The following is a 21,799-nucleotide window of genomic DNA, read 5'->3' as shown; positions in this document are numbered from 1 at the left end:
GTAGGAGCTGACGAGTGCAACGAGGCTGCGATCTTTTGATCCTGGAATTTCAAGAACAAAAGATCGCAGCCTCGTTGCACTCGTCAGCTCCTACAGGACCATCACAAGGCTTCAGGGCTTCAGCGGTTTGGAGGCAATCGCCTTTTCGATCGCGGCAATAAACTCGGGGTCATCCGGTTTGGTCAAGCTGGAAAAACTCGCCACGACCTTGCCCTGCCGGTCGACCACATACTTGTAGAAGTTCCACTTCGGCGCATTGCTCTGCGCGGCCAGCACCTGAAACAGATGCGTGGCGTCATCGCCGCGGACCTTCTGCGGCTCGGTCATGTTGAAGGTCACGCCATAATTGGCGTAGCAGACCTTGGCGGTTTCCGCGCTGTCCTTGGACTCCTGCTTGAAGTCATTCGACGGCACACCGAGCATTTCCAGCCCCTGATCCTTATAGCGCTTGTTCAGCGCCTCGAGGCCTTCGAACTGCGGCGCGAAACCGCAGAAGCTGGCGGTATTGACCACCACCAGCGGCTTGTCGGCGTACTGCTTGCACAGATCGATGGATTCCTTGGCGCGCAGCTTGGGCAGCGAGCCTTGCAGCAGCTCAGGACAGTCGGCGGCCTGGGCCAGACCAGTCAACGCCATCAGCAACGCGGGAACAGCACACCAGCGCATCAACATGTCGAATTTCCTTGGGCAGTCATCAGGCTTCGACGTTACTCGCCACGCTGCGATCTAGCAAATGCTCATGCCCAACTGCATCAGCGCCAGACCGCCGCGTTGCCAGCCCCACCACACCAGCGCCAACAGCGCTGCAGCCAGTGCGGTCAGCGCGAATCGCGCGCAGATCCGGCTCATGCTGCGCTCGCCGCAGCTTGCAGGCGCGCCACCGGACGCTCGCGCACCGGCCAGTTCAACGCCGCCGCGAGCAGGCTCAAGAGAACCGCCACTTGCCAGATCAAGTCATAACTCCCGGTTCGGTCGTACACCACCCCGCCCAGCCAGCCACCAAGGAATGAGCCGAGCTGATGGAACAGAAAGACGATGCCACCGAGCATGGACAAATTGCGCACGCCGAACAAGGTCGCCACCGTACCGTTGGTCAACGGCACTGTCGACAGCCACAGGAAGCCCATGGCCATGCCGAACAGATACGCTGTGGTGGTGGTCACCGGCAACCACAGGAACAGCACGATCACCACCGCGCGCAGCAGATACAGCGCAGTCAACAGACGCGGTTTGGACATGCGTCCGCCAAGCCAACCAGCGGTGTAAGTGCCGAAGATATTGAACAGCCCGATCAATGCCAGCACCGTGGTGCCGACGCTCGCTGGCAGATGCTGATCGACCAGATACGCCGGCAAGTGCACGCCAATGAACACCACTTGAAACCCGCAGACAAAAAAGCCGAACGCCAGCAGCCAGAATCCCGAATGCGAGCAGGCCTCACGCAGCGCTTCGGAGAGGGTTTGTTCGTGGCCGAGAACCGGCAGTGGCTTGTCTTTTAACATGCTCACCAGCGGCACAATCATCGCCACCAGCAGGCCCAGCACCAATAGCGCGGCCGACCAGCCGAGCCAGCCGATCAACCCGAGCGTGCCCGGCAACATCGCAAACTGGCCGAAAGAACCGGCGGCGCTGGCGATACCCATGCCCATGCTGCGTTTCTCTGGCGGCACAGCGCGACCCACAACACCAAGAATGACCGAAAACGAAGTGCCCGAAAGACCGATACCGATCAGCAGACCGGCACTGAGTGACAGAGTCACTGCCGAATCAGACAGGCCCATGCACACCAGGCCCGCCGCGTAGAGGATCCCACCGACCAGCACCACTTTCGCCGCGCCGAAGCGGTCAGCCAGCGCGCCGGTGAACGGCTGCGCCAGGCCCCAGATCAGGTTTTGCAGGGCTATGGCGAAGGCAAACACTTCGCGACCCCAGCCGAACTGCGCGCTCATTGGCGACAGGAACAAGCCGAACCCGTGACGCACGCCCAATGACAACGCCAGGATCAGCGCACTCCCCAGCAACACCCAACCGCACGTACGCCACATCGATGTCATTGTTATTCTCCAGTCGCGGGTATATACCCGCTTGAGCGCGAAGAAACCGGCGTCAGGCCAGTTCGTCGAGCAATTTGAGCAAGGTTTCGCGCTTCTCGGCACCGAGCCGGTCGATCAGCCGCTGTTGCGCCGCCTCCCACGCCGGCAATGCCGCTGCCAGCCGCTGCACGCCGGTTTCAGTGAGGCGCACGATGCGGTTGCGCATGTCCTCGCCTTCGGCCAGCGCCACCAGACCTTCGCCCTCCAGCACACGTAGATTGCGTCCGAGCGTGCTGCGATCCAGGCCCATGGCCTCAGCCAGTTCGGAAATGCTCGGTTGCTCCAGCCGCTGCAGATTGCACAGCAGAGAATACTGGGCAACGTTGATCCCGAAGCCATCGAGAGCGCCGTCGTAATGCCTGCTGACGCCACGCGCGGCGCGACGCAGGTTGGTGCACAAACACTTAGAAGGAAGCATGATGCGTGTATATACCCGCGAGTGTGTTAAATCAAGTTACAGATGAGGTTACTCTGAACATCATTGTTGCCGGTGAGGCCGCCTTCGCGAGCAGGCTCGCTCCCACAGAGGATTGCATTTCGAAGGTGGGAGCGAGCCTGCTCGCGAAGGGGCCGGCATCATCTACGCAAATCCTTCAGACCAAAGCGAGCCCCACCAACACCCCCATCTCCAGCAATTCCAGCAACGCCCCTGCCGTATCCCCGGTAGCCCCGCCCAACCGCCGCATCATCAATCGCCGCAGCCAGACAAACCCAACCAGCGAAATCAGCACCGCGCCGATACCCGCGATCAACACGCAGCCCAGCGCACTCAACCCCAGCACCCACCACCCCGCTTTGCGCGGCAGATGATCGGCCAGCGCCTGACCCAAGCCACCCGCACGCACATACGGCGTAGTCAGAAACAACCCCAACAGCGCCGCTCGCCCGAGCACCGGGACGATGATCAGCGCCAGGGTATGCCCTTGCTCGATCAGCGCCAGCAGCGCGGCGAATTTCAGCAACAACACCAGCACCAGCGTGACCACCGCGATCGGCCCGCTGCGCGGATCTTTCATGATCGTCAGCGTGCGCTCGCGATCACCGAAGCCGCCGAGCCAGGCATCAGCGCTGTCGGCCAGGCCATCGAGATGCAGCGCGCCGCTGAGCAATACCCACACGGTCAACAACAGCGCCGCATGCAGCAACATCGGCGCGCCGACCAATAACAGATTCAACGCATAGAGGATCAACCCGAACAGCAATCCCACCAGCGGATAAAACAGCAGCGAACGGCCGAGCTGTTGCGGCTCGGGCATGCCCGGCAGGCGAATCGGCAGGCTGCTGAGAAACTGCAAGGCGATCCACAGCGGCAACATCTCAGTGACCTTCCTTGAGCGCGCCATCAGCCTCGACCGTCAGCGCAAACAGCGCGCCGTGGCCGACTTCGACATTGAGCAACTGTTCGCGCGGCAGACCACGTGCCTGCGCGAGCAACAAGCGCATCACGCCGCCGTGGCTGACCAGCAGAATCCGTTCGCCGGCGTAAGCCGCCTGCAACCGCGCGACCGCCGCCAACACCCGCGCGGAAAACGCGCTGACCGGCTCCCCCTGCGGTGGCGTGAAGCCATAGGGATCAGCCCAGAACAGCCCCAGCGCTTCGGCGTCCGTTTCCATCAACGCCGCCGCGCTCTGCCCTTCCCACGCGCCGAAATGCAGCTCTTGCAGATCCTTGTCCAGATGCACGGACAGGTTCAATTGCTCACCGAGTTCGGCGGCGAAGCGCGCACAGCGCTGCAATGGCGAACTGACGATACGATCCCACGGCCCGCCGCCGACCACCGCAGCACGCATCTGCGTCCAGCCGTTTGCGGTCAGCGCATCGTCGAGGCTGCCGCGCAAGCCGCCGCCGAGTTCCGTTTCGCCGTGGCGCAGCAGATCCAGACGCAGACTCATGCCGGGCGATCCGCGACAGCCGCTTCGGCGAACGTCGCCATTTGCCCGTGCAGGTCACAGGCCAGACGCAACAACGGCACCGCCAACGCTGCGCCACTGCCCTCGCCCAAGCGCAGGTCGAGTTCCAGCAACGGTTCGGCGTTCAAGGTTTCCAGCACATGACGATGGCCCGGCTCGGCACCGCGATGGCCGAACAACAGCCACTGGCGACAGGCCGGATTCAAGCGCACTGCGACCAGCGCGGCGACCGTGCAGATAAAGCCGTCAACCAGCACCGCGATGCCTTCCTGCGCGCACGCCAGATAGGCACCAATCAACGCGGCAATCTCGAACCCGCCGAGATTGAACAGTGTCTGCAAGGCATCGCCACGCTGTGCGGCATGCAGCGCCAGCGCGCGTTCGATGACGTGCGCCTTGTGGCTGACGCCAGCGGCATTCAGCCCGGTGCCGGGACCGGTCAGGTGCGCCACCGGGCAATCGAGCAAGGCACAGGCCAGCGCACTGGCCGCCGTGGTATTGCCGATGCCCATCTCGCCGCCGATGAATAACTGGGTGCCGGCGGCTTTCGCGCGCAAGACGCTGTCGCGACCGGCCTGCAAGGCCGATTCGCCCTGCGCCTGAGTCATCGCTGCGCCCTGAGCGAAGTTCGCCGTTCCCGCGCCGATGTTCAGATGGCGCACGCCGGGCAGATTCAGCGTCGGATTCACCGTGCCCAGATCGACCACTTCCAGCTGCGCACCGAGCTGACGCGCCAGCACGCTGATCGCCGCGCCGCCGCTGACAAAGTTGAGCAGCATCTGCCCGGTAACTTCCTGCGGATAAGCCGATACGCCTTCGGCTACCACACCATGGTCGCCAGCGAAAATCGCGATCCAGACTTGATCCAGCGTGGGCTTGAGCTGACCTTGCAGACCGGCCAGTTGCACGGCCACCGATTCAAGGCGCCCCAGCGAACCGGCCGGTTTGGTCAGTTGCTGCTGGCGCTCGGTCGCTTGCGCGATGATGTCCGAGTTGACGGTTTTGCACGGGTTCAGCCACCAGGTCGGGCTCATAACGCAGGTCCTTTCAAAGTCAGGGGCAGGCCGGCGACGGTCAGGACAACTCGCTGACAACGCTCGGCCAGAGCTTGATGCAGCCAACCGGCTTCATCGACATAGCGGCGAGTCAATTCGCCCAGCGGCACGACACCCATTCCGGTCTCGTTGCTGACAAAAATGATTTCACCCGGCAACGACGCCAGGCAGTCGAGCAGCGCTTCACGCTCGGCGGCGAGACGTTCGGCGTCGTCGAGCATGAGCAGATTGGTCAGCCACAGGGTCAGGCAATCGACCAGCAGGCAGCGCTCGGCGCCGGCGGATTCGCGCAGCACGCGGGCCAGTTCCAGTGGCTCTTCGATCAACGCCCATTCGACCGGGCGGCGCGCGCGGTGATGGGCGACGCGCTGGTTCATTTCGCCGTCGAGCGGTTGGCTGGTGGCGATGTAGGTGACCGCCAGATGGCTGTCGCTGGCGAGTTTTTCCGCCAGACGACTCTTGCCGGAGCGGGCGCCGCCGAGGATCAGTTGGAGCATGGGTTCATCCAAAAAAGTGTGGTAAGGCAGCCGGCCCCTTCGCGAGCAGGCTCGCTCCCACCGTTGATCGCAGTTCCCTGTGGGAGCGAGCCTGCTCGCGAAGAGGCCAGTCCAGACAACTCAAATCCCGCAGAGCTGCCGCAACAGCCCGGTATCCAGATGCTTCTCCACCAGATCCGCCAGCCGCTCGATGTCGCGTTCGCGCAAGCCGTGGTAATCGACTTCCTGCACATCACTCAACCCGGCCCAGCGCAGCAACGCCGCGCTCGCCTCGGGGGATTCGAACAAGCCATGCAGATAGGTGCCGAACACCTGACCATCGGCACTTTGCGCACCATCGCAACGACCGTCGTCCAAATGTACCGCCGGGTTTTCCAGTGCCGGTCCGCTGGTTACGCCAGCATGAATTTCGTAACCGCTGACTGCGGCGCTTTCCAACGCCAGCCGCCCGCGCACGTTGCGCAATTGCTTCTCGGCTTCGAGTTGCGTTTCGAACGCCAGCAGCCCCAGACCGGCGCTGGAGCCGGCAGCGCCTTCCAGCCCAAGCGGATCGTGTACTTGCTCACCGAGCATCTGCAGACCGCCGCAAATCCCCAGCACCTTGCCGCCGTAGCGCAGATGCCGATTGATCGCAGCGTCCCAGCCGTTGGCGCGTAGATAAGTCAAATCACTGCGCACGCTCTTCGAGCCCGGCAGGATGATCAGATCGGCGGCGGGAATTGCCTGGCCCGGGCCGACAAATTGCAGATCCACCTGCGGATGCAGACGCAGCGGGTCGAAGTCGGTGTGATTGCTGATGCGCGGCAGCACCGGCACCACCACTTTCAATACCTGCTCGGCCTTGTCGGCCTGGCGTTGGTCGATGCCGTCCTCGGCCTCAAGGTGCAGGTCCATCACGTAGGGCAAGACGCCGACCACCGGTTTGCCAGTGCGCTGCTCCAGCCAGTCGAGGCCCGGTTGCAACAAGGCGATATCGCCGCGAAAGCGGTTGATGATGAAGCCTTTGACCCGCGCCTGTTCACTCGGTGAAAGCAATTCCAGCGTGCCGACCAAATGCGCAAACACGCCGCCGCGATTGATGTCGGCGATCAGCAAAACCGGGCAATCCACCGCCTCGGCAAAGCCCATGTTGGCAATGTCGCCGGCGCGCAGATTGATCTCCGCCGGCGAACCGGCGCCTTCGACCATTACCAACGAGTACGCAGCGCTGAGTCGCTCGTGCGAGGCGAGCACCGCTTGCATCGCGATGGCCTTGTAATCGTGATAGGCGACGGCGTTCATCGTCGTCACCGCGCGGCCATGAATGATCACTTGCGCGCCGGTGTCGCTGTTGGGTTTGAGCAGCACCGGGTTCATGTCTGTGTGCGGTTCAAGACCGGCCGCTTGCGCCTGCACTGCCTGCGCGCGGCCGATCTCGCCGCCGTCAGCGGTGACTGCGCTGTTGAGCGCCATGTTCTGCGGTTTGAACGGCACCACCGCCACGCCCTGGCGAGTGGCCCAGCGGCACAACGCCGTCACCAACGTGCTTTTGCCGGCATCAGACGTGGTGCCTTGCACCATCAGAGTGGTCATGGGTGGTCCTTGGCGAATGCTTGCAAAGCCTGTTCGAGACGCAGCGCTTGCGCGGCATCCGCTGGCAGGCCGAAACGCACACTGCTGTTGTGGCTGAACAGGCGCAGGAGGATGCCGCGCCGGGCGAGGAATTCGTGCAGCGCTTCGGCGTGCTCGGTGATCAACCACTGAAACAGCGCGCAGCCGCCCTGCGGTGCAAAACCGCAACGGGTCAGCAACGCCGCCAGCCGTTCGCTCGCTTCATCGCTGCGAATCCGCTGACGGGTATGGCCCTCGGTGTCTTGCAGGCACGCCGTACCGAGTACCCGCGTCGGCCCGCTCACCGCCCACGGCCCGACCTGTTCGGCGAGCAGTTTGAGCAACTTGCGCTCGGCCAGAACGAAACCGAGGCGCACCCCGGCCAGACCGAAAAACTTGCCGAACGAACGCAACACCACCAGCCCGACCTGATGCGCATAGGGCGCCAGGCTCAGCTGCGGCGTGTTGTCCATAAACGCCTCGTCGACCACCAGCCAGCCACCGCGTTGCGCCAGCCGCGCATGCCAGTCGAGCAGGCGTGCCGGGGTCAGGCTGAGGCCGGTCGGATTGTTCGGATTGACCACCACCAATACATCGAGGCTGTCGAGAAAGAACTCGACTTCCTGCTCGAGCACTTCACGGACGATGTAACCGCTGCGCCGCCAGGCTTCGGCATGCTCGGCATAGCACGGCGACAACACGCCGACCTTGCCGGCCCGGCGCAGACGCGGCAGCAACTGGATGGCCATTTGCGAGCCGGCCACCGGCAACACCTGCGCGGCGCCGTAGTAATCGCAGGCGGCCTGTTCCAGACCGTCGTCGGTTTCCGGCAAGCGCGCCCAGGCGCGCAGCGGGATTTCCGGGATCGGGAATGGCCATGGCGCGAGGCCGCTGGACAGGTCGAGCCAGTCGGCTTCGGCAATCCCGTAATCGAGTGCAGCCTTGCGCAACCGGCCACCGTGCTCAAGCATAAAATTCCGCCCCCAGGCAAAGCATCAGCAGCCATAACCATACGCCGCGCTGGACCAATTGCCAGCCACGGTCAATGGAATCGGCATCCGCCGGCGCACCTTCGCCCAGTTGTGGGCGCTCATGCAGTTCGCCGTGATAGATCGCCGGTCCACCCAACTCGACGCCGAGCGCACCGGCACCGGCCGCCATCACCGGGCCGGCGTTAGGGCTGTCCCACTGCGGCGCCTGGGTGCGCCAGCACTTCAGCGCGAGGCGGGTCTTGCCGAGCAGCGCGTAGGTCAATGCCACCAGACGCGCAGGAATGTAGTTCAACACGTCGTCGATTTTCGCCGCCGCCCAGCCGAAACGTTCGAAGCGTTCGTTGCGATAACCCCACATCGCATCGAGGGTATTGCTCAAGCGATACAGGACCACGCCCGGCGCGCCGGCGACGGCAAACCAGAACAGCGCAGCGAACACTGCATCGCTGCCGTTCTCCAGCACCGATTCAGTGGCGGCACGGGCCACGGCAGTGCTATCGAGTTCATCGGTCTGGCGGCTGACCAGATAACCGACACGCTTGCGCGCCTCGTCCAGATCATCGGCGCGCAACGCAGCCGCGACCGGCGCGACATGTTCGCCGAGGCTGCGCATGCCGAGTGCGCAATACAGCGCGAGAATCTCGACAATCCAGCCGACATAGGGCGCCCAGGAAAATGCGGTGGCGAGCAGAGTCAGCGGCAGCACCGCGAGCACCCACGCGGTCACGCCATGGCTGCGCCAGCCACGACCGCCGGCGTTGAAGCGTTGCTCGATGCGCCCGGCAAAATTGCCGAACGCCACCAGCGGATGCCAGCGTTTCGGTTCACCGAGCAGCGCATCCAGCGCTACCGCGGCGACACTCAGCAACGCCACACTCATTGACTCACTCCCCAATAATTTTCGTACAGCAACTCGTTGAGCGGCCGCGCCTGCGCCCAGCCTTCAAGTACCAGCATCGGCGCCGGATAGAATTCCTTGACCGGGCCGAGACACAACACCGCCAGCGGCTTGGCACCGGCCGGCAACTTGAGCAAATCCGCCAAGGCTTGCGGTTCGAACAGCGAGACCCAGCCCATGCCCAGGCCTTCAGCGCGGGAGGCCAGCCACAAATTCTGGATCGCGCAGGACAACGAGGCCATGTCCATTTCCGGCAACGTGCGCCGACCGAAAATGTGTTTTTCGCGATCGTCCATCAGCGCTGCGACCAGCACTTCGGCGCAGTCGTTGATGCCTTCGACCTTGAGTTGCATGAACTCATCGCTGCGCTCGCCAAGGGCTTCGGCGGTGCGGATGCGCTCTTCTTCCACCAGATCGCGGATCTGCCCGCGCAGAGCACGATCGCTGATACGAATGAAGCGCCAGGGCTGCATCAGGCCGACGCTCGGCGCTTGATGAGCGGCTTCAAGCAGACGACGCAGCAACTGCGGCTCGACGCTGCCGCCGGTGAAGTGGCGCATGTCGCGGCGCTCGGCGATGGCCTTGTAGACCGCTGCGCGCTCGGCTTCGGAGAATGTGTTGTCGGTCATGGCCCTTTCGCGAGCAGGCTCGCTCCCACAGGGTTCAGGTCATCCATTGTGGGAGCGAGCCTGCTCGCGAAGGCGGCCTCACGATCTGGCGCAAACAATGCCGCAATCGCAGTCGGATTCGACGGGAAATAAAAGTGCACATATGACGCCGTCATCCGCCCCTCGCGATAAACCGCCTCAGCGCCGCGCCCGCCATTGGGACTCAGCCCACGGGCAATCGGCGTCAGCTCGGTTGTAGTCAGCGAATGGTGATACGTATGCCCCCGCAAGGAACCTTCCGGCAGCTCAACCGCCTGCAACGCCAGCGCCGCCAGACGCTTCTGCATCACCGCCTCGCCCTTGAGCAAACCGACCAGCTCAGCACGGGTGCCTTCCACGTCGGTCAGCGAATCAAGCAGATAAAGCATGCCGCCACACTCGGCGAGCAACGGCTTGCCCGCCGCATGGTGCGCGCGGATCGCCGCCAGCATTGAGGCGTTTTGCGCCAGCGCGACGTGATGCAACTCTGGATAGCCGCCCGGCAGATACAGGCTGTCCGCCTCGGGCAATTGCGTGTCGCGAATCGGCGAGAAGAAGCGCAATTCGGCGCCCATCGCCCGCAGCAGATCGAGACTGGCGCCATAGGTGAAGGCAAAGGCTTCATCGCGGGCAACGGCGATGCGCACACCTTTTAATAGAGGCTCGGCGGCGATGACGTCAGGCCCGGCGAATTCAACGGCCGGTGGCAGCGCGACCTCGCAACTGCTGGCCAGCGCATCGGCGGCCGCGTCGAGGCGCAGATCCAGATCATTCAATTCGCTGGCCTGAACCAGGCCGAGGTGGCGGCTCGGCAATTCGATACCGGTTTCGCGGGACAGCGCACCGTACCAGCGCAGACCTTCGGTGAGGCTGCCTTCGAGTAATTGCGCATGGCGCAAGGTGCCGACGCGGTTGGCCAGCACGCCAGCGAACGGCAAGTCCGGCTGATACTTGGCCAGGCCCAGCGCCAAGGCGCCAAAGGTCTGCGCCATGGCGGTGCCATCGATCACGCCGAGCACCGGCACACCGAAGTGGCGCGCCAGATCAGCGCTGGATGGCGTGCCGTCGAAAAGGCCCATCACGCCCTCGATCAGAATCAGGTCAGCCTCGGCGGCGGCTTCCCACAACAGCCGGCGACTTTCCTGCTCGCCGACCATCCACATGTCCAGTTGATACACCGGCGCACCGCTCGCGCGCTCGAGGATCATCGGGTCGAGAAAGTCCGGACCGCATTTGAACACGCGCACCTTGCGCCCTTGGTTGCGATGCAAACGGGCGAGTGCGGCGGTGACGGTGGTCTTGCCCTGACCGGAGGCCGGCGCGGCGATCAACACCGCCGGGCAGTGACGTGGTTGCTTCAAAGTTCGACGCCTTTCTGCGCTTTGATCCCGGCCTGAAAGGCGTGCTTGAGCATGCCCATCTCGGTGACCGTGTCGCCCATCTCGATCATTTCCGGCTTGGCGCCGCGCCCGGTGACCACCACGTGCTGCATCGGCGGGCGCGCTTGCAGATCGCTGAGCACCTGATCGAGATCGAGGTAGCCGTGCTTGAGGGCGATGTTCAATTCATCGAGCACCACCAGACCGATCGAAGGGTCGCGCAACAATTCGCGCGAGACTTCCCAAGCGGCGGTCGCAGCGGCGATGTCGCGCTGACGATCCTGGGTTTCCCAGGTGAAGCCTTCGCCCATGACGTGGAAACGCACCTGCTCGGGGAAGCGGCGGAAAAACAATTCCTCGCCAGTGCTGTTGCGGCCCTTGATGAACTGCACCACGCCGCACTGCATGCCGTGGCCCATCGCGCGGGCGAGCATGCCGAACGCCGAGCTGCTCTTGCCTTTGCCATTGCCGGTCAGCACCAGCACCAGGCCACATTCGTCGGGCGAGCTGGCGATGCGTTCGTCGATCACGGCCTTCTTGCGCTGCATGCGCGCCAGATGGCGTTCGTCACGCTCGGGGGAATCAGTCATGGGGGGAGCTCTCCGTTGAGGCTGGATAACGGCGGGCAGGCACAAGAATAGACGGCAAAAAGCCTGGCATCGCCCACCGTGATGCCGCTGAGATGGATCAGGCCGGTCTCCGGGCTCATGAGCGGCGTTTCGCCGGACTGCGCGCCTTCCCGCTTCTTTCGAGGCAGTGGCTCAAGGCGCAGTTTTCACTCATTTACCGTTGCGGGGGCAGCGCCGGGATCGTCGTGGCTTCGCTTGAAGACCACCCTCACCGGCTTCCCTGTTTCACTCTGTCGACGCGGGGCCACAGAGCACCTGAAACAAGCGGCGAAGGTTAGAGGGTTGGGGGTGGAGCGTCAATTGAAGAGGCGCTTTGCGCGCGAATAACTGCCGCTGATCCATTGTGCAGCGGCAATCTTGTGCCAGACTGCGACAAGTGATATCAAAGAGCCATGCTTTTTTCGAAAGCCCACTACAACAATAAGGATGACGACGATGCAAGGCATGATCATCAGCAACCCGCGCCTGGAATTTCTGCGCCCGGTGCTGGAACGCTGGTTTGACTGTATCGATCGCTACAACACTGTACGCGGCGACAACGACACGCCGTACTGGCACGACGAGAAAGCCAATCTCGGCCTGCTCGCGGCAGCGGCGTGGATGGCTGAAATGGTCACGCTGAACGACACGGCCACGCGCAAACAGAACGAAGAAGGCGAACGCAATGCTCGCGCCGACCTGCTGATTGCCGGCGCCGAAGACCGCGCGTTCATTCAGGCCACGCAACGCTGGCCACGGGTCAACAACCTCAACCTGACCCAGGCCCTGCTCGACATCACCGTTGATGCCAAGCGCATCAGCTACGCCAGCGATCTCAAGCTCGGCTGCCTCTTTGTTGCTCCGCAAAAACCTCAGCACAGCGCCAGCCCCGAAGAATTGCAGGACATGGTCGACGACCTGCAAAAGGAACACACCTGCGCCGTGGCCTGGTATTTCCCCTACGCCTATCGCAAATTGCACAGCGACGCGGGCAACTATCATCCGGGCATCGCCGTGCTGTTAAAGGAAGCCCGCGGTTGAGCAGTTGAACCATCGGGCCTGCGCCCTCCTCTATGTTTAGGAATGCATTCATAGGGAAGATCAGCAATGCGCAAGGCCCAACTCGCTCTTATCATCGCCGTCGCTGGCGGGCTCGCCGCCTGCGGTGAAACCTCCAGCCTGCAAGTCTCCGACGGCACCGGCCCGTCACCGAAACTGCCCGAACCGAACAAGACGCTGATCCCGACAGTCAACATCGCCCCGGCGGTGGGCTGGCCGGACGGCGCGAAACCGACCGCAGCGGCCGGCACCCAGGTCGCCGCGTTTGCCGAAGGCCTCGATCACCCGCGCTGGCTCTACGTGCTGCCCAACGGCGATGTGCTGGTGGCGGAGACCAATGCGCCGCCCAAGCCCGATGACAGCAAAGGCATTCGTGGCTGGGTGATGAAGAAAGTCATGGGCAAGGCCGGTGCCGGCGTGCCCAGCCCGAACCGCATCACCCTGTTGCGTGATGCCGACCACGATGGCGTCGCAGAAACCCGCACGGTATTTCTGCAGAACCTCAATTCGCCGTTTGGCATGACGCTGGTCGGCAACGATTTGTACGTAGCCGACACCGACCGCCTGCTGCGCTTCAACTACGAGCCGGGCGCCACCGAGATCAAGACCCAACCGATCAAAGTCGTCGACTTGCCTGGCGGCACGCTGAATCACCACTGGACCAAAAACGTCATCGCCAGCAAGGACGGCAACAAGCTCTACGTCACCGTCGGCTCGAACAGTAACGTCGGCGAAAACGGTCTGGATCAGGAAGAAGGCCGCGCGGCGATCTGGGAAGTCGATCGTGCGACCGGCAACCACCGCATCTTCGCCTCGGGCATTCGCAACCCCAACGGCCTCGCCTGGGAACCTACCAGCGGCGCCTTGTGGACAGCGGTCAACGAGCGTGACGAAATCGGCAGCGATCTGGTGCCGGACTACATCACCTCGGTCAAGGACGGCGGCTTCTATGGCTGGCCGTTCAGCTACTACGGCCAGCACGTCGATGTGCGGGTCAAACCGCAGAATCCTGATCTGGTGGCCAAGGCCATCGCTCCGGATTACGCGGTCGGTCCGCACACCGCTTCGCTGGGCCTGACCTTCGCCGAGGGCAACCGCTTGCCGGCGCAATTCAAGGAAGGCGCATTCATTGGCCAACACGGCTCGTGGAACCGCAAACCGCACAGTGGCTACAAGGTGATTTTCGTGCCGTTCAGTGGTGGCAAACCGACCGGGCAGCCGGTGGATGTGCTGACCGGCTTCCTCGACAAGGACGAGAACGCGCTGGGCCGCCCAGTTGGCGTGGTCATCGATCAGCAAGGCGGCTTGCTGGTGGCGGATGATGTCGGGAACAAAGTGTGGCGCGTGTCGGCAAGCAAATAAGCTAAGCGCAACGCAAAAAAAGTGGGAGCGAGCCTGCTCGCGAAAGCGGTTTATCAGTCAAATCATTGTCGACTGACACTCCGCCTTCGCGAGCAGGCTCGCTCCCACATTTAGTTATGCATACGCACTAGGGGTTATGCGCCAGCTGCCCCGGCTGCAACACCCGCTTGGCGCTCAGATACGCCTTCTGCCAATACGCCTTCGACAGGCTATCGAGCTTGACCGTGCCGCCCGTGGCCGGCGCATGCACGAAGCGCCCCTCGCCGACGTAAATCCCCGCATGACTGACCTGCGAGCCGCCATTGGTGGCGAAGAAAATCAGGTCGCCGGTCTGCAAGCCTTCCTTGCCGACATTCGGCGCCTGCATGACGATCATTTCGCGGGTCGAGCGTGGCAGCGAAATTCCCGCCGCGTCGCGGTAGACAAACCCGATCAGACCACTGCAATCAAAACCCGAATCCGGCGTATTGCCGCCCCAACGATACGGCGTACCGACCAGGCCGAGGGCACGGAACAGCACGTCTTCAGCAACGGGGGAAAAAGCCTGGGAGGGAGCGAACACGATCGGCGCGCGAACCACGGGGGCTGGCGGCGGTGTGCGGCTGGCGCAGGCGCTGAGCAGCGCGGCGCAAAGGATCAAGGTGAGGCGGGCCGACATCGTCATAAGCAGAACATCCTGATCTGGCTGCGGCTTTCTCTGCCGAATGGACAGAAACAAAACCGCCTGCGTCATCACGCAGGCGGTTTGCCATCAATATAGATTCAGGATTCTAGCGGCTACGCGGCAAACTTCAAGTAAGACTTTAACTTCACCTTGTAAAGTTTAGGTCTACTCCGTTGCCGTGCCGTTTTGTCGCCGCGAACGCAGCGACATCGCGCTTACTTGCGAGCGGTGACCACGGTCGGCGCCATGGCGAGTGCACGCTTGGCTTCGATGAAGGTCTTGCTCCAGTAGCTGTCACCCAGGCTGTCGATGCGAACACCGCCGCTGCGACGACTGCTGGAGTGAATGAACTGGTTGTCACCCAGGTAGATGCCGGCGTGACTGACACGACCGCGACGACCATTGGTGGCGAAGAACAGCAGATCACCCGGCTCAAGGTTGCTGCGCGAAACCAGCGGCGCATCAACGTTGATCATTTCGCGAGTGGAGCGCGGCAGGTTCATGCCCGCCTCTTCGCGGAACAGGTAACCGATGAAACCGCTGCAATCGAAACCGGCTTCAGAGGTACCGCCGAAACGGTAACGAGTACCGATCAGGGACATGCCGCGTTCGAGGATGCTGTCAGCCAGTACAGGAAGCTGATAAGGCTTGCTGCCGTTGAACTGGTTGAGTTCTTTTTCGGTGTCCAGCTCTTCCTGGTAAATAACGGAAGACTGGGCGGTAGCAGAATTCTTGACCTGTTGCGGCGGCTCTTGAACCGGAGAATGAGCAGCACAACCGAATAACAGGGTAACGAGTGCGAGAGGCACGAGGGGTGCGAAGCGCTTTAGCATGGGCACGACCGTGGCTGATAGTTGTAAAGAAGCCGAGACTATGCCCGCTATCGTCCTCATTTGCAAATTCAATCGAACTTTATGTGACTTCCCGGTTTCGCGTTTACATCTAAGCGCTTAATCCGCCAGGCCGCTCAATCGCCGCAGGCACGGAGGTTTTCTGGCGCCTGAAAGCTGGCAAAAGCCCACTACTACCAGCCCAGAGTTTCCTTGAGGAAGGGAATGGTCAGCTTGCGTTGCGCTTGCAGGGACGCCTGATCAAGCTGCTCGAGGAGATCGAACAGCGCGCTCATGCTCCGCGTGCCGCGAGTGAGAATGAAGTGCCCGACTTCATCGGTCAGGTGCAGACCGCGACGGGATGCGCGCAATTGCAGCGCACGCAATTTGTCTTCATCGGAGAGTGGGCGCATCTGGAAGATCAGCGCCAGGGTCAGGCGCGATTTCAGGTCGGCCAGCTTCACTGGCAATTCGCGCGGCGAAGTGGACGCGGCGATCAGCAGGCGCCGGCCGCTGTCACGCAGACGATTGAACAGATGAAACATCGCCTCTTCCCAGTCGGCCTTGCCGGCAATCACCTGCAAGTCATCCAGACAGACCAGTTCGTACTGCTCAAGGTTGTCGAGGATTTCCACGCCACGATCCATCAACTCGGCCAGCGGCAGATACACCGCCGGTTCGCCCATCTGCTCGAAGCGCAGGCACGCGGCCTGCAACAGATGCGTGCGCCCGACGCCGTGTTTGCCCCACAGGTAGATCAGGCTCTCCGTCCACCCGGCGTCGGCTTCGCAAAGACGCTCGACATAGCCGAGTGCAGCGGCATTGGCGCCTGGGTAGTAGTTGATGAAGGTGGCGTCGTCACGCAGACGCACACCTAGGGGCAGCTGAATCGGTTTCATGCTGACTGAACAGTTCTCAAAGGAACCGTTAGTGGCCTCTGTGTAAAGTTGGCGAAGTTTATACCCGTGAGGCTGAGCGCACAATGCGACAGACCCCAAGCAAAATCAAAGGTTTGCGTTGACGCAGCGGTTTGATGACAGATTCTCTGGCGCCCTCGCTCGAACGAAACGGGCCAGCCCGGCCAAGCGCCGGGCGGCCCGCGCCATCACAACTCAGGTTCGTCAACGCCGCTGTAGATCCCGGAATCCTTATACAAGTCGTGGACATGACGCACCAGCACCATGATCACCGCCGCCACTGGCAACGCCAGCAGCACGCCGGTAAAACCGAACAGCTCGCCACCCGCGAGAATCGCGAAGATCACCGCCACCGGGTGCAGGCCGATCCGATCCCCGACCAGCAGCGGCGTCAGCACCATGCCTTCCAGTGCCTGACCGACCATGAACACTGCGACGATCCCGACCATCGGGTACAGATCGCCCCCGAACTGGAACAATCCGGCGATCAATGCCGCACCGATGCCGATGACAAAACCCATGTACGGCACAATCGCCGCGAGCCCGGCAATCAGGCCGATCAACAGCCCCAGTTCCAGACCGACGATCATCAGGCCGGCGGCATAAATCACCCCCAACGCAACCATCACCAGCAACTGCCCGCGCACGAACGCGCCGAGCACTTCGTGGCACTCGCCCGCCAGCGCAACCACGCGCTCTTCGCGATCACGTGGGAGCAGGCTGCGGATCTTGCCCATCATCACGTCCCAGTCGCGCAGCAGATAGAAGCTCACCACCGGAATCAGCACCAGGTTTGCCAGCCAGCCGATCAGCGCCAGGCTCGAGGCCGTCGCCTGACTCAGCACCACACCGACGATGTCGGTGGTCTGGCCCATGTGCTCGCTGATCGCGGCTTTGACTTTATCGAACTTCCAGAAGCCGTCCGACAAACCAAGCTTCGCTTGCGCCCACGGCACAGCGGTGTGCTGCAACCAGTCGAGCATCTGCGGCGCCAGCTCGTACAGACGCAGCAACTGCTTGGCGAGCATCGGTACCAGCACCAGCATCAACGCCGTGACGATCAAGGTGAACAAGGCAAACACGGCAATCACGCCCCAGGTTCGCGACAGCCCGAGCCGCTCCAGACGATCCACCAGCGGATCGAACAGATAAGCCAGCAACAACGCGACCAGAAACGGCGTGAGGATCGGATGCAGCAACCATACAAACGCGCAAAGCAGGACTACCCCACCGAGCCAGAACCAACGCCGCGTATCGGCCATTTACCACTCCTGATGCTTCTATATAAGGAAAGACTTACCAGCGAAACCGCAACGACGGCGCCGCCGCTGCCGGGGCTGGCGCTGCAACCGCAGGCGTACCATCCGCCGCTGGCTGGGCAGGCGCCACCGGGGCCGGCGCTTCGGCCGGCAGCTCCTGCAACTTCGCCAGCGACAATTGCGCGCGCAATTGATCGGCGCTGCCATTGACCCGATAGACGATCCGATCGCCCTGCACGCTTTGCAGACGCACGCCGAACGGTTCGAGTAACCGCAGCAGCGCCGCGTAATGTTCCAGATTCATGCCCTGCACTTCCAGGGTCTGCTGACCCGACGCGCCGGGCTTGGCGACAAATCGCGGCGCCAGACGCTCGGCCACCGCCAGCATCACCGCATCGGCGACAGCTGCCTGATCGGCGCCCTGCACGCTGCCGGCCTCTTTCTGATCACCGAGCCACAAGCGCCATTTTGCCTGCCACTGCCCGCCCTCTTCGCGCGCATGCACCGCCAGCAAGGCGTCGGCGTTGTAGCGCTCCGAAGCACTGCGCAAGGGCGCGGGGTCAGCGCTTTCCAGCGCGGGTGCGGTGGCAACCAATTGCTCGCTGAGATCAGCCAGCGGCAAGCGCAGTGGCAAACCGCGATGTTGTGCGGCCGTGCGCAATGCTGAGGCTGCGGTTTGACCGTCACCGACCAGGCTCGCACCTTCAGTTGAATCGTTCAGCCACCAGCCGAGGATCGACGGCCGACTGGTGCCCCACACCGGCAACCCGGCCCGGCGCAAGGCCTGCTCGGTGGTTGCCGGATCGAAATCGACTTTCAGCACTTCCGGTGGCCCGGCATCGAAACCGAACTGGCTGATGATCTGCTGCGGGTCCTTGCGGATCGGCGCCAGCCCCGGGTTCTGCGCGGCTTTCGGGTCGCCGGTCAGGCGCAGCACCAGGGTATCGAGCGCCGCCTGCGTGGCGCGATCGCGCTCTTCCGGCGCCTGGCCGTTGACCGGCTGACGCACCTGATACAGACCTTTGAGGTTTTCGGCATGGCTCGCCAGGCTGACCAGCGTCAGGCAGCCTACAAATAACAATTTACAAAAACGCATGGAAAATTCCCGTCGACAGGAGCGGCTGGAACACGCCGCGTGAACCGGTTGAGCAAGGCTGTGACCCCCACCTCTTGCAAAACATTCACACGGTGGCGGTAAGTTTTTGCACAGTCCTAACGATAGACGGTTAATCGCCACACCTTATACAGGCAGTCATACCCTGCGATTGCAAAAAATTTCCGCCGATATGGCCCTGCCCGTCGGTGCGAGGATGGCCGCTGCCCCTCAAGCCTGATAAAATCGCGCGCCTTCGCAGACCGGCAACAGCCGGGCCCCTCGAAACTCGCGTGAGGCGATCGCCCATCGAGTTCGATGTTCCCGCTGAACTCGGTCGTTACCCCCTGAATCCCCTCCCCTAAAGGCCTGGATCATGAGCAAGCAACCCTCCCTGAGCTACAAGGACGCCGGTGTAGACATCGACGCCGGTGAAGCATTGGTCGAACGCATCAAGAGCGTCGCCAAGCGCACTGCGCGCCCGGAAGTCATGGGCGGCCTGGGCGGTTTCGGCGCCCTCTGCGAAATCCCGGCCGGCTACAAGCAGCCAGTGCTGGTCTCCGGCACCGACGGCGTCGGCACCAAGCTGCGTCTGGCGCTGAACCTGAACAAGCACGACAGCATCGGCATCGACCTGGTCGCCATGTGCGTCAACGATCTGGTGGTGTGCGGCGCCGAGCCGCTGTTCTTCCTCGACTACTACGCCACCGGCAAACTGAACGTCGACACCGCTGCCCAGGTTGTCACCGGCATCGGCGCTGGTTGCGAACTGTCGGGTTGCTCGCTGGTCGGCGGCGAAACCGCTGAAATGCCAGGCATGTACGAAGGCGAAGACTACGACCTGGCCGGCTTCTGCGTCGGCGTCGTGGAAAAAGCGGAAATCATCGACGGCTCGAAAGTCGCCACCGGTGACGCCCTGATCGCCCTGCCATCGTCCGGCCCGCACTCCAACGGCTACTCGCTGATCCGCAAGATCATCGAAGTCTCCGGTGCCGACATCGAGAACACCCAGCTCGACGGCAAACCGCTGACCGACCTGCTGATGGCCCCGACCCGCATCTACGTCAAGCCACTGCTCAAGCTGATCAAGGACACTGGCGCTGTGAAGGCCATGGCCCACATCACCGGTGGCGGCCTGCTCGACAACATTCCGCGCGTACTGCCAAAAGGCGCGCAAGCAGTGGTTGACGTGGCCAGCTGGACTCGCCCGGCCGTATTCGACTGGCTGCAGGAGAAAGGCAACGTTGATGAAACCGAGATGCACCGCGTATTGAACTGCGGCGTCGGCATGGTCATCTGCGTGGCTCAGGAGCACGTCGAAGTGGCCCTGAACACCCTGCGTGACGCCGGCGAGCAGCCTTGGGTCATCGGTCAGATCGCCGTGGCCGCCGAAGGCGCTGCGCAGGTCGAGCTGAAGAACCTCAAGGCTCACTGATGCCAAAGCCCTGTGATGTCGTGGTGCTGTTGTCCGGCACCGGCAGTAACTTGCAGGCTCTGATCGACAGCACGCGGACCGGCGACAGCCCGGTCCGCATCGCTGCGGTGATTTCCAACCGCGCCGACGCCTACGGCCTGCAACGCGCCCGCGACGCGGGTATCGCCACCCGCTCGCTGGATCACAAGGCATTCGAGGGCCGCGAGGCCTTCGATGCCGCGCTGATCGAACTGATCGACCAATTCAACCCCGAACTCGTGGTGCTGGCCGGCTTCATGCGCATTCTCAGCGCTGATTTCGTGCGTCATTACCAGGGTCGCCTGCTCAACATCCACCCGTCGCTGCTGCCCAAATACAAAGGGTTACACACTCATCAGCGCGCGCTGGAGGCCGGCGATACGGAACATGGCTGCTCCGTGCACTTCGTCACCGAGGAACTCGATGGCGGACCACTGGTCGTACAAGCAGTATTACCGGTAGAGTTGCACGACACGCCGCAGAGTCTGGCGCAACGAGTCCACGCCCAGGAACACCTGATCTATCCGATGGCAGTACGCTGGTTTGCCGAAGGCAGGCTGACACTCGGTGACCAGGGTGCTTTACTCGACGGTCAGCCACTCGCCGCCAGCGGCCACTTGATTCGACACTAGGAGATATTATGCGTCGCGCCCTGCTCTTCGCTTGCGCTCTGCTCGCCCTGCCCTTCGCGCAGGCAGCGGACCTTCAACCGTTCTCCGCCAGCTACACCGCCGACTGGAAGCAGCTGCCCATGAGCGGCACCGCCGAACGCAGCCTGACCAAGGAAGCCGACGGCGTCTGGAAGCTCAGCTTCAAGGCCTCGATGATGATCGCCAGCCTGACTGAAGAAAGCACCCTGAAGCTGGACAAGGACACGCTGCTGCCGCAGTCCTACCACTTTGAACGTGGTGGTCTGGGCAAAGCGAAAAAAGCTGATCTGGACTTCGACTGGGCCAATAAACTGGTGACCGGCACCGACCGTGGCGACGCGGTGAAGATCCCGCTGAACCGCGGCATGGTCGACAAGTCGACCTATCAACTGGCGCTGCAGCACGACGTTGCCGCCGGCAAGAAAAGCATGAGCTATCAGGTGGTTGATGATGGCGAAGTCGATACCTACGACTTCCGCGTGCTGGGTTCGGAAAAGGTCGACACCAAGGCCGGCCAGATCGATGCGATCAAGGTCGAGCGCGTGCGCGATCCGACACAAAGCAAACGCATCACCGTGCTGTGGTTCGCCAAGGATTGGGATTACCTGCTGGTGCGCCTGCAACAGGTCGAGACTGACGGCAAGGAGTACAACATCATGCTCCAGGACGGTACTGTCAACGGCAAGACTGTCAAAGGCAGCTGATCCGTCGCAAGAACAGAGAGCCCCGCGAATGCGGGGCTTTTGTTTATCTGTTCGATGATACTGCGCGGCGGCCCTACCCCTCACCCCAGCCCTCTCCCGAGGGAGAGGGAGCCGACCGAGGTGTCTGCCGCTAACCAT

At 62.6% G+C, this 21,799-nt stretch carries 24 protein-coding genes and 1 riboswitch; of the genes, 5 read left to right on the top strand and 19 right to left on the bottom strand.

Annotated elements, in window-relative coordinates; all coding sequences use genetic code 11:
* Window positions 1–111 precede the first annotated feature (111 nt).
* From NF676_RS08630 to cobO, 14 genes are all read right to left on the bottom strand, one after another.
* Window positions 112–672, bottom strand: coding sequence for a glutathione peroxidase (locus NF676_RS08630; RefSeq protein ID WP_041479535.1), 561 nt, complete (start codon window positions 670–672; stop codon window positions 112–114).
* Between the two features lie 54 nt (window positions 673–726).
* Complete coding sequence (locus NF676_RS27580; protein ID WP_256584315.1) at window positions 727–849, bottom strand: hypothetical protein; 123 nt, start codon at window positions 847–849, stop codon at window positions 727–729.
* A complete protein-coding gene (locus NF676_RS08625; RefSeq protein WP_056783951.1) occupies window positions 846–2,054 on the bottom strand; it encodes an MFS transporter in 1,209 nt (402 codons plus the stop codon). Before NF676_RS08625 ends, NF676_RS27580 begins: the two co-directional genes overlap by 4 nt.
* A gap of 52 nt (window positions 2,055–2,106) precedes the next feature.
* A complete protein-coding gene (locus NF676_RS08620) occupies window positions 2,107–2,511 on the bottom strand; it encodes a MarR family winged helix-turn-helix transcriptional regulator (protein ID WP_252887530.1) in 405 nt (134 codons plus the stop codon).
* Between the two features lie 175 nt (window positions 2,512–2,686).
* Window positions 2,687–3,409 carry an adenosylcobinamide-GDP ribazoletransferase gene (locus NF676_RS08615; protein WP_252887529.1) on the bottom strand — a complete coding sequence of 241 codons (723 nt, stop codon included), beginning with the start codon at window positions 3,407–3,409 and terminating at the stop codon, window positions 2,687–2,689.
* A 1-nt stretch (window position 3,410) separates the two neighbouring features.
* A complete protein-coding gene (cobC, locus tag NF676_RS08610; protein ID WP_236169118.1) occupies window positions 3,411–3,986 on the bottom strand; it encodes an alpha-ribazole phosphatase family protein in 576 nt (191 codons plus the stop codon).
* The gene (cobT, locus tag NF676_RS08605; RefSeq protein WP_252887528.1) at window positions 3,983–5,038 is read right to left on the bottom strand and encodes a nicotinate-nucleotide--dimethylbenzimidazole phosphoribosyltransferase; all 1,056 of its coding nucleotides are present in this window, start codon (window positions 5,036–5,038) and stop codon (window positions 3,983–3,985) included. The genes cobC and cobT overlap by 4 nt, the downstream gene beginning before the upstream one ends.
* Window positions 5,035–5,556 (bottom strand): bifunctional adenosylcobinamide kinase/adenosylcobinamide-phosphate guanylyltransferase, encoded by a 522-nt coding sequence (cobU, locus tag NF676_RS08600; RefSeq protein ID WP_041479540.1) that lies wholly within the window; start codon window positions 5,554–5,556, stop codon window positions 5,035–5,037. Before cobU ends, cobT begins: the two co-directional genes overlap by 4 nt.
* A 120-nt stretch (window positions 5,557–5,676) precedes the next feature.
* Complete coding sequence (locus NF676_RS08595; protein ID WP_252887527.1) at window positions 5,677–7,128, bottom strand: cobyric acid synthase; 1,452 nt, start codon at window positions 7,126–7,128, stop codon at window positions 5,677–5,679.
* Window positions 7,125–8,117 (bottom strand): threonine-phosphate decarboxylase CobD, encoded by a 993-nt coding sequence (cobD, locus tag NF676_RS08590; RefSeq protein ID WP_150741320.1) that lies wholly within the window; start codon window positions 8,115–8,117, stop codon window positions 7,125–7,127. Before cobD ends, NF676_RS08595 begins: the two co-directional genes overlap by 4 nt.
* A complete protein-coding gene (cbiB, locus tag NF676_RS08585; RefSeq protein WP_056783933.1) occupies window positions 8,110–9,018 on the bottom strand; it encodes an adenosylcobinamide-phosphate synthase CbiB in 909 nt (302 codons plus the stop codon). Before cbiB ends, cobD begins: the two co-directional genes overlap by 8 nt.
* A complete protein-coding gene (bluB, locus tag NF676_RS08580) occupies window positions 9,015–9,665 on the bottom strand; it encodes a 5,6-dimethylbenzimidazole synthase (protein WP_024012169.1) in 651 nt (216 codons plus the stop codon). Before bluB ends, cbiB begins: the two co-directional genes overlap by 4 nt.
* Window positions 9,662–11,044, bottom strand: coding sequence for a cobyrinic acid a,c-diamide synthase CobB (locus tag NF676_RS08575; protein WP_252887526.1), 1,383 nt, complete (start codon window positions 11,042–11,044; stop codon window positions 9,662–9,664). Before NF676_RS08575 ends, bluB begins: the two co-directional genes overlap by 4 nt.
* Window positions 11,041–11,652 (bottom strand): cob(I)yrinic acid a,c-diamide adenosyltransferase, encoded by a 612-nt coding sequence (gene cobO, locus NF676_RS08570; protein ID WP_150636720.1) that lies wholly within the window; start codon window positions 11,650–11,652, stop codon window positions 11,041–11,043. Before cobO ends, NF676_RS08575 begins: the two co-directional genes overlap by 4 nt.
* 83 nt (window positions 11,653–11,735) lie before the next feature.
* Window positions 11,736–11,965, bottom strand: a riboswitch (cobalamin riboswitch).
* Window positions 11,966–12,126: 161 nt separating this feature from the next.
* Between cobO and NF676_RS08565 the strand changes: the two genes are divergently transcribed.
* On the top strand, window positions 12,127–12,711 hold the full coding sequence (locus NF676_RS08565; protein ID WP_252887525.1) for a hypothetical protein: 585 nt from the start codon (window positions 12,127–12,129) through the stop codon (window positions 12,709–12,711).
* A 66-nt stretch (window positions 12,712–12,777) separates the two neighbouring features.
* Window positions 12,778–14,091: a PQQ-dependent sugar dehydrogenase gene (locus tag NF676_RS08560; RefSeq protein WP_095180757.1), complete on the top strand. Its 1,314-nt coding sequence runs from the start codon at window positions 12,778–12,780 to the stop codon at window positions 14,089–14,091.
* Between the two features lie 127 nt (window positions 14,092–14,218).
* Here NF676_RS08560 and NF676_RS08555 read toward each other — a convergent pair whose 3' ends face one another.
* From NF676_RS08555 to NF676_RS08535, 5 genes are all read right to left on the bottom strand, one after another.
* Window positions 14,219–14,755, bottom strand: coding sequence for a C40 family peptidase (locus tag NF676_RS08555; RefSeq protein ID WP_041479547.1), 537 nt, complete (start codon window positions 14,753–14,755; stop codon window positions 14,219–14,221).
* A 215-nt stretch (window positions 14,756–14,970) separates the two neighbouring features.
* The gene (locus NF676_RS08550; protein ID WP_016773699.1) at window positions 14,971–15,588 is read right to left on the bottom strand and encodes a C40 family peptidase; all 618 of its coding nucleotides are present in this window, start codon (window positions 15,586–15,588) and stop codon (window positions 14,971–14,973) included.
* 191 nt (window positions 15,589–15,779) lie between these two features.
* Window positions 15,780–16,484, bottom strand: a complete 705-nt coding sequence (hda, locus tag NF676_RS08545) for a DnaA regulatory inactivator Hda (RefSeq protein ID WP_007919828.1) — start codon at window positions 16,482–16,484, stop codon at window positions 15,780–15,782.
* 206 nt (window positions 16,485–16,690) lie between these two features.
* Entirely contained in the window at window positions 16,691–17,764 is a 1,074-nt protein-coding gene (locus tag NF676_RS08540) for an AI-2E family transporter (protein WP_095180755.1), read from the bottom strand.
* A gap of 34 nt (window positions 17,765–17,798) precedes the next feature.
* Complete coding sequence (locus NF676_RS08535) at window positions 17,799–18,857, bottom strand: DUF2066 domain-containing protein (RefSeq protein ID WP_252887524.1); 1,059 nt, start codon at window positions 18,855–18,857, stop codon at window positions 17,799–17,801.
* Between the two features lie 373 nt (window positions 18,858–19,230).
* Here NF676_RS08535 and purM point away from each other — a divergent pair, with 373 nt between their 5' ends.
* The 3 genes from purM to NF676_RS08520 are packed head-to-tail and all read left to right on the top strand — an operon-like array spanning window position 19,231 to window position 21,661.
* Window positions 19,231–20,289 (top strand): phosphoribosylformylglycinamidine cyclo-ligase, encoded by a 1,059-nt coding sequence (gene purM / locus NF676_RS08530; RefSeq protein WP_016773695.1) that lies wholly within the window; start codon window positions 19,231–19,233, stop codon window positions 20,287–20,289.
* Window positions 20,289–20,939: a phosphoribosylglycinamide formyltransferase gene (gene purN, locus NF676_RS08525; protein WP_150741314.1), complete on the top strand. Its 651-nt coding sequence runs from the start codon at window positions 20,289–20,291 to the stop codon at window positions 20,937–20,939. Before purM ends, purN begins: the two co-directional genes overlap by 1 nt.
* Before the next feature lie 8 nt (window positions 20,940–20,947).
* Complete coding sequence (locus NF676_RS08520; RefSeq protein WP_056783915.1) at window positions 20,948–21,661, top strand: DUF3108 domain-containing protein; 714 nt, start codon at window positions 20,948–20,950, stop codon at window positions 21,659–21,661.
* Window positions 21,662–21,799 lie beyond the last annotated feature (138 nt).

Source organism: Pseudomonas siliginis (genome assembly GCF_024072275.1).
Lineage (GTDB): Bacteria > Pseudomonadota > Gammaproteobacteria > Pseudomonadales > Pseudomonadaceae > Aquipseudomonas > Aquipseudomonas siliginis.
This window is presented reverse-complemented; position numbering and strand designations above follow the sequence as displayed.